Origin of the sequence: Promicromonospora panici (assembly GCF_900608595.1) — a bacterium.
In the GTDB taxonomy this organism is placed as follows: Bacteria; Actinomycetota; Actinomycetes; order Actinomycetales; family Cellulomonadaceae; genus Promicromonospora; species Promicromonospora panici.
Genome location: NZ_UWYY01000012.1, coordinates 66332 through 81193 on the forward strand (window position 1 = coordinate 66332; position 14862 = coordinate 81193).

The 14862-nt window shown below is 71.8% G+C and carries 19 protein-coding genes; 8 read left to right on the forward strand and 11 right to left on the reverse strand.

Features of this window, described 5'->3' with window-relative positions:
- Positions 1-31: 31 nt before the first annotated feature.
- A complete protein-coding gene (locus EW117_RS15190; protein ID WP_129787557.1) occupies positions 32-1207 on the reverse strand; it encodes a site-2 protease family protein in 1176 nt (391 codons plus the stop codon).
- Between the two features lie 93 nt (positions 1208-1300).
- Between EW117_RS15190 and EW117_RS15195 the strand changes: the two genes are divergently transcribed.
- Positions 1301-2221, forward strand: a complete 921-nt coding sequence (locus EW117_RS15195) for a RecB family exonuclease (RefSeq protein ID WP_129787558.1) — start codon at positions 1301-1303, stop codon at positions 2219-2221.
- A 63-nt stretch (positions 2222-2284) separates the two neighbouring features.
- Here EW117_RS15195 and EW117_RS15200 read toward each other — a convergent pair whose 3' ends face one another.
- Together EW117_RS15200 and EW117_RS15205 are read right to left on the reverse strand one after the other, a co-directional pair.
- Positions 2285-2974 (reverse strand): HAD family hydrolase, encoded by a 690-nt coding sequence (locus EW117_RS15200; RefSeq protein ID WP_242504311.1) that lies wholly within the window; start codon positions 2972-2974, stop codon positions 2285-2287.
- 56 nt (positions 2975-3030) lie between these two features.
- On the reverse strand, positions 3031-3573 hold the full coding sequence (locus tag EW117_RS15205) for a hypothetical protein (protein WP_129787560.1): 543 nt from the start codon (positions 3571-3573) through the stop codon (positions 3031-3033).
- A 166-nt stretch (positions 3574-3739) separates the two neighbouring features.
- Between EW117_RS15205 and EW117_RS15210 the strand changes: the two genes are divergently transcribed.
- The 3 genes from EW117_RS15210 (at position 3740) to EW117_RS15220 (ending at position 5181) form a co-directional block, all read left to right on the forward strand.
- On the forward strand, positions 3740-3970 hold the full coding sequence (locus EW117_RS15210) for a hypothetical protein (protein ID WP_129787561.1): 231 nt from the start codon (positions 3740-3742) through the stop codon (positions 3968-3970).
- Between the two features lie 145 nt (positions 3971-4115).
- Positions 4116-4517, forward strand: coding sequence for a hypothetical protein (locus EW117_RS15215; protein WP_129787562.1), 402 nt, complete (start codon positions 4116-4118; stop codon positions 4515-4517).
- Positions 4518-4614: 97 nt separating this feature from the next.
- Positions 4615-5181: an HD domain-containing protein gene (locus tag EW117_RS15220; protein WP_129787563.1), complete on the forward strand. Its 567-nt coding sequence runs from the start codon at positions 4615-4617 to the stop codon at positions 5179-5181.
- A 33-nt stretch (positions 5182-5214) separates the two neighbouring features.
- Here EW117_RS15220 and EW117_RS15225 read toward each other — a convergent pair whose 3' ends face one another.
- Together EW117_RS15225 and EW117_RS15230 are read right to left on the reverse strand one after the other, a co-directional pair.
- Positions 5215-5688: an NUDIX hydrolase gene (locus EW117_RS15225; protein WP_129787564.1), complete on the reverse strand. Its 474-nt coding sequence runs from the start codon at positions 5686-5688 to the stop codon at positions 5215-5217.
- Positions 5688-6449, reverse strand: coding sequence for a helix-turn-helix domain-containing protein (locus EW117_RS15230; protein WP_129787565.1), 762 nt, complete (start codon positions 6447-6449; stop codon positions 5688-5690). Before EW117_RS15230 ends, EW117_RS15225 begins: the two co-directional genes overlap by 1 nt.
- Positions 6450-6580: 131 nt before the next feature.
- On the opposite strand from EW117_RS15230, the gene EW117_RS15235 reads away from it, so the two are divergent.
- A complete protein-coding gene (locus tag EW117_RS15235; RefSeq protein WP_129787566.1) occupies positions 6581-6868 on the forward strand; it encodes a hypothetical protein in 288 nt (95 codons plus the stop codon).
- A gap of 6 nt (positions 6869-6874) precedes the next feature.
- Here the strand turns inward: EW117_RS15235 and EW117_RS15240 are convergent, their stop codons facing one another.
- Positions 6875-7744 carry a hypothetical protein gene (locus EW117_RS15240; RefSeq protein ID WP_129787567.1) on the reverse strand — a complete coding sequence of 290 codons (870 nt, stop codon included), beginning with the start codon at positions 7742-7744 and terminating at the stop codon, positions 6875-6877.
- 276 nt (positions 7745-8020) lie between these two features.
- Between EW117_RS15240 and EW117_RS15245 the strand changes: the two genes are divergently transcribed.
- A complete protein-coding gene (locus tag EW117_RS15245) occupies positions 8021-8899 on the forward strand; it encodes a PAC2 family protein (protein ID WP_129787568.1) in 879 nt (292 codons plus the stop codon).
- Between the two features lie 26 nt (positions 8900-8925).
- Here the strand turns inward: EW117_RS15245 and EW117_RS15250 are convergent, their stop codons facing one another.
- The 4 genes from EW117_RS15250 to EW117_RS15265 form a co-directional block, all read right to left on the reverse strand.
- On the reverse strand, positions 8926-9432 hold the full coding sequence (locus EW117_RS15250) for an OsmC family protein (protein ID WP_129787569.1): 507 nt from the start codon (positions 9430-9432) through the stop codon (positions 8926-8928).
- Between the two features lie 104 nt (positions 9433-9536).
- On the reverse strand, positions 9537-9752 hold the full coding sequence (locus EW117_RS15255; RefSeq protein ID WP_129787570.1) for a hypothetical protein: 216 nt from the start codon (positions 9750-9752) through the stop codon (positions 9537-9539).
- A 122-nt stretch (positions 9753-9874) separates the two neighbouring features.
- Entirely contained in the window at positions 9875-11185 is a 1311-nt protein-coding gene (gene mshC / locus EW117_RS15260; RefSeq protein ID WP_129787571.1) for a cysteine--1-D-myo-inosityl 2-amino-2-deoxy-alpha-D-glucopyranoside ligase, read from the reverse strand.
- A gap of 63 nt (positions 11186-11248) precedes the next feature.
- On the reverse strand, positions 11249-12169 hold the full coding sequence (locus EW117_RS15265) for an undecaprenyl-diphosphate phosphatase (protein WP_129787572.1): 921 nt from the start codon (positions 12167-12169) through the stop codon (positions 11249-11251).
- Between the two features lie 68 nt (positions 12170-12237).
- On the opposite strand from EW117_RS15265, the gene EW117_RS15270 reads away from it, so the two are divergent.
- Positions 12238-13212: an aldo/keto reductase gene (locus EW117_RS15270; RefSeq protein WP_129787573.1), complete on the forward strand. Its 975-nt coding sequence runs from the start codon at positions 12238-12240 to the stop codon at positions 13210-13212.
- Positions 13213-13246: 34 nt separating this feature from the next.
- Here EW117_RS15270 and EW117_RS15275 read toward each other — a convergent pair whose 3' ends face one another.
- Positions 13247-13573 carry a primosomal protein gene (locus EW117_RS15275; RefSeq protein ID WP_129787574.1) on the reverse strand — a complete coding sequence of 109 codons (327 nt, stop codon included), beginning with the start codon at positions 13571-13573 and terminating at the stop codon, positions 13247-13249.
- 195 nt (positions 13574-13768) lie between these two features.
- Here EW117_RS15275 and EW117_RS15280 point away from each other — a divergent pair, with 195 nt between their 5' ends.
- Positions 13769-14803, forward strand: a complete 1035-nt coding sequence (locus EW117_RS15280) for a DUF418 domain-containing protein (RefSeq protein ID WP_165362705.1) — start codon at positions 13769-13771, stop codon at positions 14801-14803.
- The last annotated feature ends 59 nt before the right edge of the window (positions 14804-14862 follow it).

Below are 14862 nucleotides of genomic sequence, written 5' to 3' on the forward strand. Positions count from 1 at the left end.
GGCTCGCGTGCGCCGGGCCGGGCGCCGGAGGTCAGGTGGCGCGGACCGCGCGCGCGACGTCGGCGAGGTCGAGCACGCCCGTGACCCGGCCGCCGTCGACCACCGGGACGAGCCGGGCGCCGCCCGACCGTTGAGCCAGGTGGTTGAGCAGGTCGGTGCCCGACATGCCGGGGTGGACGCCGGATCCGGGGACGAACGGCACCGCCACGGCGTCGACCTGGGTCACGTTTTGGGCCGTCGGGGGCACGGCCGCGACAGCATCCCCGTCGAGCACGGCCACGGGGACCTGGTCGTGTCCCACCACGACGACGTAGTCCGACGACGACGCGCCGCTCGCGACCGCAGTCGCCCGCGCGCTCAGCGCCTCCGCGACCGTGGAGCCGACCGGCACCAGCAGCGCGGGCCTCGCGAGCGCGGCGGCGGACAGCCCGGCGATCGCCTCGCGGCGCAGCCCGTTGGTGATCGCTGCGCCGGCACCCGCCCAGAGGAAGGCGCCGATCAGCGCCGACCACAGGACGGTGGTCAGGCTCGGGGTCGTGCCCTGTACGAACGGCACCGCCAAGGCCCAGACCAGCACGCCGACGGCGACGACGCGGCCCACCCAGCCGGCCGCGATCGTGCCCGTCGTGCGCTTGCCCGTGACGGCCCAGACCAGGGACTCGAGGATCTGGCCGCCGTCCAGGGGCAGGCCCGGCAGCAGGTTGAACGCGCCGACGAACGCGTTGGACACGGCGCCCGCGTACAGCAGGAGCGTGGGAACGTTCTGCACCGGCGCGGCGATGTACGCGAACCAGAAACCTGCCGCGAGCGCCAGGTTCGTCAGGGGACCGACGACGGCGACGAGGAAGCCGTCGAGCGGCCGGCCCAGGCCGCCGGTGTAGGCGGTGTGGCCGCCCCAGAGCGTGACGGCGAGCTCGGTCACGTTCTGGCCGCGTGCCCTCGCGACGAGCGCGTGCGCCGTCTCGTGCAGGAACACCGAGCCGAACAGGAGCAGCACGAACACGAACGCCACGAGGTAGGCGCCCGCCCCGAGCCCCGGTGCGACCGACTGGACGTTGGGCACGAACAGGACGGTCAGGACGACGGCAGCGAGGAACCAGGACCGCGTGATGATCACTGGCGCGCCGGCGACGCGGCCGACGACGAACCCCTTCGAGCGCTGCGGGACGGGGGCTGCGGGCGTGGAGGCGGGCTCCGATGTGGTCACTGGACCAACCTATCCGGCCTGTCGGCCGGGGAGACACGGCGCGCTGTGGACAACTCCCGGGGGATGTCGGTGGCCGCCCCTAGGGTTGGGGTCATGACGACGACGGAGGTTACCCAGGAGCCGGTGCTGGACGTGGCGGCGGAGGCTGCCGACGATGCGGTGTCGGCCCTGCGTGCGCCCTCGCGGCCGCCCGCCCTGTCGCCGTCGCGCGCCAACGACTTCATGCAGTGCCCGTTGCTGTTCCGGTTCCGCACGGTGGACCGGCTGCCCGAGCCGCCGTCCGCGGCGGCGGCGCGCGGCACGCTGGTGCATGCGGTGCTGGAGCGGCTGTACGACGCCCCGCTGGGCGAGCGAACCCTGGCAGCCGCGCACGACCTGCTGCCCGGCGAGTGGGACCGGCTGCTGGAGGCTGACGAGCGGTACACGTCGCTGTTCACCGACGGGGTCGGCCCGGACGGGCAGGACCGCGAGGGGTGGCTGGCGGGGGCGGGCTCGCTGCTGGGTACGTACTTCACGCTGGAGGACCCGAACCGGCTGGAGCCGGCCGAGCGCGAGCTTCTGGTGGAGTCACAGCTCGACGGCGGCCCGCTGCTGCGCGGCATCGTGGACCGGCTGGACATCGCACCGACCGGTGCGGTGCGGGTGGTCGACTACAAGACGGGCAAGTCGCCGCGCCCGGGGTACGAGTCCTCGGCGGTGTTCCAGATGCGGTTCTACGGGCTGGTGCTGTGGCGGGAGCGCGGGGTGCTGCCCAAGATGCTCCAGCTCGTGTACCTGGGCGACGGCCAGGTACTGCGGGGCGAGCCGACCACCGAGCACCTGGAGCACACGGAGCAGAAGATCCGCGCCATCTGGTCGGGCATCGAGGAGGCGGCCCGGACCGGCGAGTGGAGGCCTCGCAAGTCCAAGCTGTGCGGCTGGTGCGCGCATCAGGCGATCTGCCCGGAGTTCGGCGGCACACCGCCGGAGATCCCGGAGGGCGCGGTAGCGCTGCGGCTGGGCATCACCGGCTGAGCCGGCTTGGCCGACGGCGGCCCGCGGCGACAACCGCGATGCGGGCTGCCAAGGGCTGAAGGCTCAGCCGAGCAGGTCCACGACCTCGCCCGACACGATCCGTCCGAGCACCTCGAGGTCGATCTGCTTGAGCGACGCCGCTCGGCTGAGCCCCGGACGCGGCGGTACGGGCACTTCCGCGGGCACACCGAGGGTGCGCGCACCCGAGGCGAGCGCGGACGTGATGCCTGGGCCGGAGTCCTCGATGGCCACGCAGTCCTCGGGTCGTACCCCGAGCAGGTCCGCGGCCACCAGGTACGGCTCCGGGTGCGGCTTGCCGTGCGCGACCTCGTCGCCGGTGACAAGGTGGGCGAAGGTACCCGCGGGGGCGCCACCGGCCACCACCTCGGCCTGGCTGCGGTAGGACATGGTGACCATCGCGCACGGGACCTGTGCGGCGCGCAGGTCGTCGAGGAGCTCCAGCACCCCGGGGCGCCACGGCACGGTCTCGCGCAGCTGCTCGTTCACGCGGGCCACGAGCCAGGCCACGATCTCGGCGGGTTCGAGCGGGACGCCGGCGTCGCGCAGCATGGTGCCGGTCGTGACGAGCGCCTGCCCCACGGCGCCCAGCGCGTCCTCGTGCGTCCAGGTCGCGCCGTGCGCCTCGACGATCTCCCGCTCGGCGCGCATCCAGTAGGGCTCGGTGTCGACGAGGGTGCCGTCCATGTCGAACAGGACGGCGGCGGGCAGGACGGCGGATGAGTCACGGGGCACCGGCACATCGTAGGTGCCGACGTTGTACAACTGGTAACGGCCGGCGAAGGCCTGGCTCAGTCCGCGAGGAGCTCGTCCACGCGCGCTTCCTGGCCGGCGTCCAGCTCGGTCCGGCCGAACGCGGCTACCGCCTTGTCGAACGTCCCGTTGACCCGGGGCTCGATCTCGACGACGCCGGCCGGTGCGACCATCGCCTGGTCGTACTCCGCGATCCACGCGTCCATGTGCGCCACGTAGGCGTCGCGCGCCAGGTCGAGCCGGCCGCCGTCGGGCAGCGTGACGGCCTTGGCGTCCTCCTTGGCGGTCAGGACTTCGGCCCGCGCGTCTTCGGCGAGGTCGGGCACGTCCGCCATGAGCGCCGTGGCGAGCTCCTCCTGCTCCTCGGCGTCGGAGGTGGCCTCGATCTCGTCGAACCGGGCGCTGATCTCGTCGATGTAGTCACGCATCGTCGACTCGCTGTGCTCCACGGCGTCGAGCAGCACGTCAGCGGGCTCGCTGGCGCGGTCGGCCTGGGACCAGGCGATACCGCTGCCGGCGCCGGCGACGACGAGCGCCCCGGCGGCAGACAGCAGGACCCGGTGATTTCGCAGGTTGAGCATTGGTTCATACTCACCCGAACCACGGGTGTCCCGCGCGGCGCACAGTGTGATTCGTGACGGAGCAATCAGACATATGCGGTTATCTCGGGCGGGCCACGTCGACCTCCATGCCCGCACGGGCGGAAAATCCTGTGCGACGGCATTCCGCCGAACCTACCGTGGCGGCATGCCGAAGATGCGTGTCGAGCTCCAGGCAGCGGACCGGGCCGAGGCCCAGAAGATCCTCCGGAAGTACGCCGACGGCGGCAGTGACCGCGCGTCCGACGACGCGGTCCTCGACGAGATCTGGCGCCTCGGGCACACCCCCGCCGGGAACCCGGAGTGCGTCGGGATCACCAACGGTTCGCCGACCTACCTGAAGTTCGACGTCGACGTCTACCCGGAGCTCTCGCGTTAGTTCTGGCCGCGCCCCGCGACACTGCTTCTCACGAGCACCGCAACCCACAGCCCTGCCGCGCGCTCCGCGGCGTCCTGGGCGATGCTGACCCTCGATCGGCGGCCCCGGCCGACGACTCCCGGCATCGACCGAAGGGAAGCAGACCGTGTTCGGACCCGATTTCTTCGAGCGACTCTCGCAGCGGATGTACTACGACCTCGACGGCAACCCGATCACGCAGGACCAGTGGTCCGTGCTGCGCCGCGGGGCCGGCAGCGCTCACGTCGCCCGCGACCACATCGGGTTCTACCACGTGTCCACGGTCTGGACCGGGATCGATACGACCGCCCCGCTCGACGACGACCACCGTCACACGCCGCTGATCTACGAGACGATGGTCTTCGTCGAGCGCCTCGACCCGGACGGCACCCTGTCCGAGGACGACCGGCTCGACTGCACCGAGCAGTTCGCGGAGCTGCACGCGACGCGCGAGGCGGCTCTGGCCGGCCATCACCGCGTGACGGCAATGGTCCGGGACTGGCTCGTCAACGGACACCCGGAGCTCTGACGACGGAGGGCTACTGATGCAGACCCGCACGCCTTCCCTGACCACGTCCGTTGTCGCCCGTCGCGCCGCGCGCGGCAGACCGCTCTACGGTGAACCGATGCACGGAACCACCCCGCGGGAGCTCGGCCCCGCGGGTGCACAGGCACTGCTCACCGAGCTCTTCGAGCCCGGCGCTGACCGTCTCGCCCACTCGATCGGCGTGGGACGGCGGGCCGAGCACGTCGCGCGGGTGCTGGGCCAGCCGGAGCTGCTCGTTTCCGCGGCGTACCTGCACGACATCGGCTACGCCGCGGCCGCGTGCGACACCGGCCTGCACCAGCTCGACGGCGCCCGTTACCTGCGTACGCTCGGCGCCTCCGGCGAACTGACCGGCCTCGTCGCCCACCACACGGCGGCCACGGTCGAAGCCGCCGAACGAGGCCTGGACGTGGCTCTGCGGCGCGAGTTCCCCACGCCGCCGGGCGAGCTGCTGGACCTGCTCACCTACTGCGACATGACCACGTCCGCCCGGGGCGAGGCGGTCACCGTGGACGAACGGTTCGAGCGCATCTACGACCGCTACCCGCCGGACCACCTGGTCTCGCGCAGCATGCAGCACGCGGAGCCGGGGCTGCGACGGATCGTGTCGGGCATCGAGCGACGGCTCGAGCGGTCGCTCGGGTGAGGTCCTGGGGGTTCAGATCGGGGTCCAACGGGTTCAGGTGAGGTAGGGCTGCATCCGCGTCGGGTCCACCGCATGCTCGATACGCAGCCGCATCGAGGGGTGGATGTCCAAGTCGCCGAGCCGGTCGACCGGCTGCCACACGACCTCGCTGGACTCCCCCGAGGTCCGCGCGGACCCGCCGGTCACCGTCCCCCGCATGCAGATGGAGAACTGTGCCCGGACCTCGCCGTCCGAGTACACGATCACGTGCCGCGGATCGGTGTAGATCCCGACGAGGCCCGTGATCCGCACGCGATACCCGGTCTCCTCCTCGGTCTCCCGGACGCCGGCCTGGCGCACGGTCTCGCCCGGGTCGATGCCGCCGCCCGGAAGCGCCCAGAGGTTGTTGTCGGTGCGATGGATGAGCAGCAGGCGCCCGACGTCGTCCTGCACCGCCACCGTGACAGAGGGAACCACCGAGTTCACGGGTGGCGCGGCCGGGTCGTCGAAATAGTCGAACCGGGCCATCACGCCACCCTGCCCGAGTCCTCCGTCCGAGGCCATGCCTCCAGTGGTTTCGCTGCGCTCCAGACCCGCTCGAACCCTGCCTGGTAGGCGGGCGCCATCGACGCCTCCGGGCCGTCCTTGAGGTGCAGCAGCGGGTTGGCCCCCGCGGGCGAGCCCCAGACGTGGGTGTTGACGAGCAGGTCGTCGTCGAAGCGGAACGTGGTCGCGTACAGGGTGCTGTCGTGCAGCCGCACCTCGACGCCGGGCGTGCCGAGCGCGGGCGCCAGGTAGGCCAGGACCAGCGCGATCCGCCCGGCGAGGCCCGTGCCGCCCTCCTCCTGGGTGCGCACCGCCACGGCCGCGCCGTCCGGGTCGCCGAGCAGCAGGCGCACCTGGACACCGCGCGCCGCCATTGTGACGATCTCGGTGGTCAGGTCGAGCGTCTGGTCGGGCAGGAACGTCGCGGCGAACGCGTGCAGCTCGAACCGCTGCTCCACGCCGGCGAGGAACGCGCGCCAGGTCCCGGACGGCACGGCCCGGCGGGCCGGGTACACCCCGACGATCTCCTGCGCCGCGGCCTCCGCCCGGTCCACGTCGCCCCACAGCGCCGCGACATCGCAGCCCAAGGCGTCGGACACCGCCACCCGGTGGCGCGGGTGCGGCGTGCGGCCCTGGGCCACCCAACGCTCCACGGTCTTCGGGTCCACGCCCACGGCAGCAGCGAGCCGCACCTGGCTCAGCCCGGCCTGGCTCATCGCTGCGACCAGTCGTTGATTCCTCATCGTGAATACCCCCCAGGGACGTATCTATCACCGAAACGTCCCGCGCGCTGCCGATGGCACGTCCCGTACCCCCGACGCACAGTGGTCTCGAGCCAGTCGACCCTTGCCCGACCCGTGTACCGGAGAGTCTCGTGAATCCCATTGCGTCGCAGTCGGTCACCGAACGTCTCGGCGATGTCATCGATCTGCTGCGTCACGTTCGCGCGGACTGGATCGAAGTACTGACCGTCACGCCCGAACGCGTGTGTCTGCAGCCCTGGCACCTGGACGACGGCGAGAGCATCGCCCGCGCGCTAGGCCTCGACCACGCCATCGACCAGCGCATGATGAACCCCGGCTACACCCTGTGGACCGGCACCTGGAGGGGTGTCGAGGTGCAGGTCCGGGGCGCGCTGCGGGCCGGGGTGCCGGTGTTCTGACGGGGTCTAGCTCCGCGGTGCCAGCACGGCTCGGGCCCGGTCCGCGAGCGCCTGCAGCCGGGGGTTGAGGTCGGCGAGCTCCGCGGCGTGCTCCTGGACGATCTGCTGCTGGAGGGCCGGAAGCTCGTCCTCCACCTGGGTGAGCAGCCCGGTGCTGCGGAGGCAGGTCACGAGCGCCACGGCGTACCTGCGCTCCCGATCGGTCGGCACGTAGTCCTGCTCGCGCGTGCCGGGCACCAGCTCGGCGTCGGCCGGCAGCTCACGCACCCGGGGCGGGTCGGCGCGGCGGGGCGGCTCGTTCGCTCCGAGCGGCACACCGAACAGGTCGGCGGTGGCGGACGGGTCGAAGGTCTCGCCGTCGGGCAGGCGGAAGCCGTGCTCGGCCAGGCAGCCGGCGAAGGCGCCGGTGCTCCGGCCGACCAGCTGCTGGACGGCCTCACCGCGCGCCTTGACGAGCTCGTTGCCGAGCCGGCCGTAGCGGTCGCGCACCTCGCTGACCTCGGCCGCCCCACCGAGCCGGTCCCCGGCCGTGCCGAGGCAGGATTCCGCTACGCGCTGAAAGGCGGGGTCGGTCCGAACGATCTTGGCGGACTGGGCCGGCACCGGGCCGCCGAGCCCGTGGCGACGTGCCTCCGCGACCGTCGTCGGCTGCAGCGGCGGCTCGTCGAGCGCGGCGAACGTCGGCTCGGCTCCCTGGGCGAGCGCTCGTTCCTGCGGGTATCCCTCGTCCGCGAGGCAGTCGAGGTACAGCGTTCCTGCCGCCCGCTCGACGGCGGCCAGGTGGTCGTCGCGGAACAGGTCGAACGGTTCGTCCTTCCCGGGTGGCAGCTCGCTCATCTCGTTGTCGGTGTGCTCGTCCGCCACGGCGGCGGACACCTGAACGAGAGGGAACGCCGGCGGGAGTCCGGGACACGCTTCGACACGACCCGAATTTCACCCGCTCCTCGTCACAAACCCGGGCGGCTCGCCTCAGACAACAGGGTTCGGTGGAGCCGGGGGACCGCCCAGGAGCCGGGGCCGCGGGCCGGCGTGCGGCGCCCGCCTCGGCGGCGCGTCCTCGGCTCGTGTTCCCTCGGCTGCCCCGATTCGCCCGTCCGCGAACGCGGCCGTGCCCCTGACCACGCCGAGCGCGCCACACCCTAGGCTGGGGGGATGACCGACGCGCATCACGAGCAGCCGGAGCAGGCCTCGCCTCGCCAGACCGTGCTCCTCGCTGCCTTCGAAGGTTGGAACGACGCGGGGAGTGCTGCAACGACAGCGCTGACGCACCTGGCCGAGGTGTGGGGCGCCGAGAAAGTGACCGAGCTCGATCCCGAGGAGTTCCACGACTTCCAGGTCAACCGGCCGTACATCTCGTTGGACGACGACGGCAAGCGATCCATCACGTGGCCCACGACGTCCGTGTCGGTGGCCCAGGTCGGCGAGCGCAAGGTGGTGCTGGTGCACGGCGTCGAGCCGTCCATGCGCTGGCGCAAGTACTGCGAGGAGCTGCTCAAGGTGGCCGACGAGATGGGCGTCCGGACCGTGATCACGCTCGGCGCCCTCCTGGCGGACGTGCCGCACACGCGGCCCATCCCGATGACCGCGACGTCGGACAGCGTGGGTCTGCAGTCCGTGCTCGACATCGAGGCCAACACCTACCAGGGCCCGACCGGGATCGTAGGGGTGCTGCAGCACGAGGCGGCCCAGCGCAACCTGCAGTCGGTCAGCCTGTGGGCGGCCGTGCCGCACTACGTGGCCAACCCGCCGTCGCCCAAGGCGACGCTTGCGATCCTCACGCGCGTCGAGGAGATCCTGGGCGAGTCCGTCCCGATGGGCGAGCTGCCCGACGACGCTGCCGCCTGGCAGCACGGCGTGGACGAGCTGGCGTCCGAGGACTCGGAGATCTCCGAGTACGTCGCCCAGCTCGAGGAGGCGAAGGACACCGCCGAGCTGCCCGAGGCGTCGGGCGACGCCATCGCGCGGGAGTTCGAGCGCTACCTGCGCCGCCGGGACAGCGGTGGCAAGGACAGCGGCCCGGAAAAGCTCTGACCGCCTAGGTCTCTGGTGGCCGGACCTCAGGCGGCGCGCCGCACGATGATCACGGGCGGCACGCGCAGGCTCTGGCCGACGACGCAGTAGCGCTCGGTGAGGGCACCGAGCCGCTGCAGCGCCGCGTCGTCGGCGTCGGTGTCGAGGTCTGCCTCGATCGTGACCTCACCGACCCCGACCAGGACGTCCCGGTCGAGACCGAGCGTGCCCCGGGCGTCGAACGAGCTCGTTCCCGTGAGGGTCGCCGAGCGGATCGTGATCCCCATGACCGTGGCCACGCTGCGCAGTGTGACGCCCGTGCACGCGAGGACGGCCTCCACGAGCATGTCGGCACTGCAGGCGTCGGACCCGTCGCCGCCCGTAGTCCGGTGCAGGCCCGCGCGCACCGGGCCCGCCCAGGTCGCGACGGTAACCGTCACCCCGGCGTCGGCGAACGTCCCCGAGGCGCGCAGCGGCGTCACCGCCGCGCGGGGGTCCGTGCGGTACTGCTCCTTCAGCGGTGCCTGGCGGGCACGGAGCTCAGTTGCGTCCATGGGTTCATTGGAGCAGCCGACGATGGCCGGCGCCCAGCCCGGAGAAAAGTGAAGGCCTGAACCCCGAGGGGTTCAGGCCTTCACCGTCCGATTCGGCGTGGGGCTCACGCGCTGGTGGAGATCGGCTCGATCCGTACTCCGGCGTCCGGACCGTGGAAGCCGACCCATGTCTCGAGGCACCGTGCGGCGTCCTCGACGCGGTCGTAGACCGGTGCGTAGCCCGGTCCGTTGCGAACGACGCGATAGCGCGTGCTGCACCGGGGCGTCGTCGTGACGGTGACCCGGGTCTCACCCGTGAAGTCTTCCTCGTACTCCGTCATGCTCCCCATCCTGCCCCGGGTTAAATGCAAACGGAAGCAGGGGTCAAAACTAACCCCGCGGGCCCGTCTCGTGGTGCTGGTCTACCTGACTCGGGCGGGGCGCCAGCCGGGCGTCCCCACGGTCAGATACGTACTCCGAGCAGGGCATTCATCAGGCGAGCCAGGACGCCGGGAGCGCCTTCCTCGTCGGCGGAGGTGTCCCGCGAGGGGTCCAGGGACTCCTCGGCCCAGGCGTCGACGGCGGCCAGCGCGGCCGGTGCGTCGAGGTCGTTCGCGAGCGCCGCGCGGACGGCGGCCAGGGTCACGTCGGCGGACGGCCCGCCATTGCCCGAGACCGCGTCGCGCCACCGCGCGAGCCGCGCCTCGGCAGCCGGCAGCGACTTCTCGTCCCAATCCCACTCGGTGCGGTAGTGCTGCGCCAGGAGGGCCAGCCGGATCGCCATCGGGTCGTGGCCGGCCTCGCGCAGGCTCGAGACGAGGACCAGGTTCCCGAGCGACTTGCTCATCTTCTCGCCCTCGTAGCCGACCAGGCCGGCGTGCACGTGCGTGCGGGCCCCGGCCGGCTCGTCGCCGGCCGGCGTCGGACACAGCACGCGCAGGTGCGACGTCGACATCTCGTGGTGCGGGAACAGCAGGTCGGAGCCGCCACCCTGCACATCGAACCGCTCCCCCGCCGCCAGGCCGAGCCCGTCGCGGGCGATGACCGCGCACTCGACGTGCCAGCCCGGCCGGCCGCTGCCGAGGGGGCCACCGTCCCACGCGGGCTCGCCCGGGCGCTCGCGGCGCCACAGCAGCGGGTCCAGCGCGTCCTTCTTGCCCGGGCGGGCGGGATCCCCGCCGCGCTCGGCGAAGGTCGCCAGGGCCTGCTCACGGTCGAGGCGCGCGACCGTCCCGAAGCGGGGGTCGGCGGTGAGGTCGGCGTAGACGTCGCCCAGGTCCGGCGTCTGGCCGCCGGCGCCCGGCTCGAGCGGGACGCGGTAGGCGGCCCCGGACTCGACCATGGCGGCGACGGCCTGTGCAACCTCCGGAACGGATTCGACGGCGCCGGTCCACGTCCGCGGCGGGATGACGCCGAGCGCCGTCATGTCCTCGCGGAACAAAGCGGTCTGGGACGCGGCGAGCTCGCGCCAGTCCACGCCGGTCGCCTCCGCGCGCTCCAGCAGCGGGTCGTCGACGTCGGTCACGTTCGAGACGTAGACGACGTCCTTGCCCGCGTCCAGCCAGGCCCGCACGAGCAGGTCGAACGCGACGTACGTGTTCGCGTGACCGATGTGGGTGGCGTCGTACGGCGTGATCCCGCACGCGTACAGCCGGGCCTGCGGCCCCGGCGCCGCCTCGACGAGCTCGCCGGTCGACGAGTCGTGGACCCGCACCGGGACGGCGGCGGGAAAGCCGGGAAGCTGCGGGACTTGGGGTGTGGGCCAGGCGTGCACGCGACCAACGATAACCGCCGCTCACGACACTCCCGGACCAGTTCAGGGCCCTGAGAGTGTGTTCTACACGATGCCGCCGTGCGGTTCGATCGTGCCCGACATCAGCAGCCACACGACGAAGCCCGCGAGCGCGAACCGGTAGAACACGAACGGCTTGTAGGAGTAGTTCCCGATGATCTTCAGGAAGCCGATGATCACCGCGTAGCCCACGCCGAACGCGACGATCGTCGCGATGATCGTTGCGCCCCAGCCGGGCGCTCCGGCGGGTATCGGCTCACCCAGGGTCTTGAACAGCTGGTAGAAGCCCGAGCCGAGCACGGCGGGCAGCGCGAGCAGGAACGAGTAGTCCGCGGCGGCCTTGCGGGTGAAGCCCATCGCCAGGCCCGCGGTGATGGTGCCGCCGGACCGCGACACACCCGGCACCAGCGCCATCGCCTGGGCCAGGCCGAAGGTGATGGCGCTGCGCCCCGTCAGCGACGTCAGCTCACGCTCCTGGCGGCCGAAGATGTCGGCCAGGAGCAGCAGCAGCCCGAAGAACGCAAGTGTGAAGACGGTGATCCACAGGTTGCGCAGCGTCGTCTCGATGTAGTCCTGGAACAGGAGCCCGAGCAGCACGATCGGGATCGAGCCGAAGATGATGTACCAGCCCATCGCGGCGTCGTGGTTCGCCGTGACGCCTGGGCGGCTGTGCCGTATGTCGACGGAGCCGGGGCGCGGTCCCAGGCCCGCCCGGGCACGCCAGCCGGTGCCGTTCGCACCCGTCAGGGCCTTGAACCAGGCGACGAGGATCGCCCCGATCTTCTTGCGGTAGTAGATGATCACCGCCGCCTCGGTACCGATCTGCGTGATCGCGGTGAAAGCCGCGCCGGGGTCGCTCGAGCCGATCAGCTCACCGACGATCCGCAGGTGCGCCGACGACGAGATCGGCAGGAACTCGGTAAGGCCCTGAACCAGGCCCAGAAGGATCGCTTCCCACGCAGTCACGGGCGGTGACACTACCCCACGGCGCGCCTCCGGACGCACCCGCGGGAGCCGCAGGTAGCCTGCCGAACATGGAACGACGCCGCGTAGGCAGGTCCGGCCTACGGGTCTCCGAACTCGGGCTCGGGACCATGACATGGGGCCGCGACACCGACGAGATCGACGCGGCGGAGCAGGTGCGGGACTTCCTCGATGCCGGCGGCACCCTCCTGGACACCGCAGCCAGCTACGCCGACGGCGACGCCGAGCGCGTCATCGGCACCCTGCTGTCCGGCAAGGTCGCCCGCCACGAGCTCGTGCTCGCCACCAAGGCCGGCATCCGCTCCGAGTCCCGGCCCGACGGCGGCTCCGGCCGCGTGGTGGACGCCTCCCGCGGCGCCCTGCTCGACAGCCTCGACGAGTCGCTCGTGCGCATGGGGACCGACCACGTGGACCTGTTCCTCGTGGCCTGTCCCGACCCGCACACCTCCCTCGAGGAGACGTGCAACGCACTGCGGATAGCCGTCACCAGCGGGCGCGCCCGCTACGTGGGGCTGAGCAACCACCCGGGCTGGGCCACCGCACGCGTCGCGACGCTGCTCGAGCCCGACGTCGGCCTGGCCGCCGTCGAGCTCGAGTACTCCCTGCTGCAGCGCGGCGTGGAGCGCGACGTGCTCCCCGCGGCCGAGGCCCTCGGCGCCGGGCTGTTCGCCTGGTCGCCGCTCGGGCGGGGCGTGCTGACCGGCAAGTACCGGCGCGCCATCCCCGCGGACTCCCGGGCGGCCGGGGCGCTCGCGGGATTCGTCCAGCCGTACCTCGAGGGTTCGGCGTCCGCCGTCGTCGAGGCCGTGGCCACCGCCGCCGAGGGGCTGGGCCGCACCGCCGGGGAGGTCGCGATCGCGTGGCTCCTGGAGCGCGAGGGCATAGCGTCGGCGGTCGTGGGCGCGCGGACGCCAGCCCAGCTCCGCTCGTCGCTGGAGGCCGTGACCCTCGAGCTGCCGTACGAGGTGCACGCCGCTCTCGACGACGTCTCCGCCCCCGAGATCGGCTACCCCGAACGCTGGTGACCGTGCCCCTGCCCGTGCCTGACCGGCGGACTGCTCAGCGCTGCTGCGCGGGCTGCCGCTCCTCCTCGTCCGCGTTCTCCTCGATGTCGTCCAGGTCGTCGTCGAAGTCGATGTCGTCGAGGTCCTCGTCCTCGTCGTCATCATCGTCGTCGTCGTCGATCTCGTCGGCCAGGTAGAAGGGCGTCACCTCGCCGAACACCGTGGCCAAGGAGTCCTCGTACACCTCGTAGGCGTCGGCGAGCACGTCGTAGGCGTCGTCGACTGCGGGGTCGTCGTCACTCCGGCGAGTGGCGACCGCGTGATGATGGGCCTCAAGTGCGGCAATGAGGCGATCGAGCGCGGCACGCGGTTCAACGGTCATGCCTTGAACTGTAGCGCCAGGTCCAGGCCAGCGGGATCGCAAATTCGGATCGTTACCGCGGAGGTACCGGGGTTTCCCGCCGGGCCCTTCAGGGGTGGCCCGGAGATCGGGACAGGGGATACCCGCAGATCTGACCAGCGAAGATGGTCCCGGCGGTGGATGACGTGCAGGGTCACGATCGATTGGATGGCGCACATGAGCGCAACCGTCTCCGCCGACCGCCCACAGACCACGACGCGACAGCGCTGGCGGTTCATCGACTCGCTGCGTGGCTTCGCCGTCTGCGGGATCCTGCTGGTCAACGCGGTCGACATCACCCAGGTCGGCATGGCACGGCTGGTCGAGGGCGGCGCCATACTCACCGACCCGGTACGTGAGGCGCTCTACCTCACGGTCCAGACCCGGTTCGTACCCATCTTCATCTTCCTGTTCGGCATGAGCCTCTGGATGGTGCTCGACGGCGCACGCACGCGCTCACCGCGCCCCGGGCTGGTAATGGTTCGGCGTCTGGTCAGCCTTACGGTCATCGGCGGCCTTCTGATGTTCGCCTACCCCGGCAACGTCCTCCTGGAGTACGGCATCGTGGGGCTGCTGATGCTGCCCGTCGTCCTGCTCGCCCCGCCGCGGGTGACCCTCTGGGCCGGCGTCGTGCTCACTGTCGCCGTGTACGCGCTCGCGGGCGGGGGTGTGGCGTCCGTTCCGGGCCTCGTCCTGCTCGGCGCGGGTGCCGCCGCCCTCGGCCTGCCCCGGGCACTGGAGACCTCCGGCAGGACCGTCGCCGTCGTGTTCGCCGTCGCGGCAGTGCTGACGGGCCCCGCCCTGCTGTGGCAGCAGACCACGCAGGGTGACCCGCGATACTCGACGCCGGGCGGGATCGCCGGCCTCGTCATGGCCGTGCTGTACGCCACCGGCCTGGCGCTGCTGTGGCGCACGCCCGCCCGCAGGGCGATCGCCGCCGCCTTCGAGCCGTTGGGCCGGATGGCGCTCAGCAACTACGTCGGGGCGGCGATAGTCATGGCGCTGACCCCGCTCGTCGTCGACGTCGGCTACATGACGAGTGTGGCGCCCGTGGTACTGCTGTCCGTGGCGGTGATCGTGGCGCAGTCGCTCCTGAGCCGCCTCTGGCTCAGGTACTTCGCCTACGGCCCGATCGAGTGGCTGTGGCGCACCGCGACCTGGCTTCGGCCGGTGGCATTTCGCCGCGCCGCGGCGTCGATCACTGCGGGTTGATCGCCCGTAGGGGCACAATGGCCGCTACGGAGCGTGTTGCTGTCATCGCTCCGCAATGA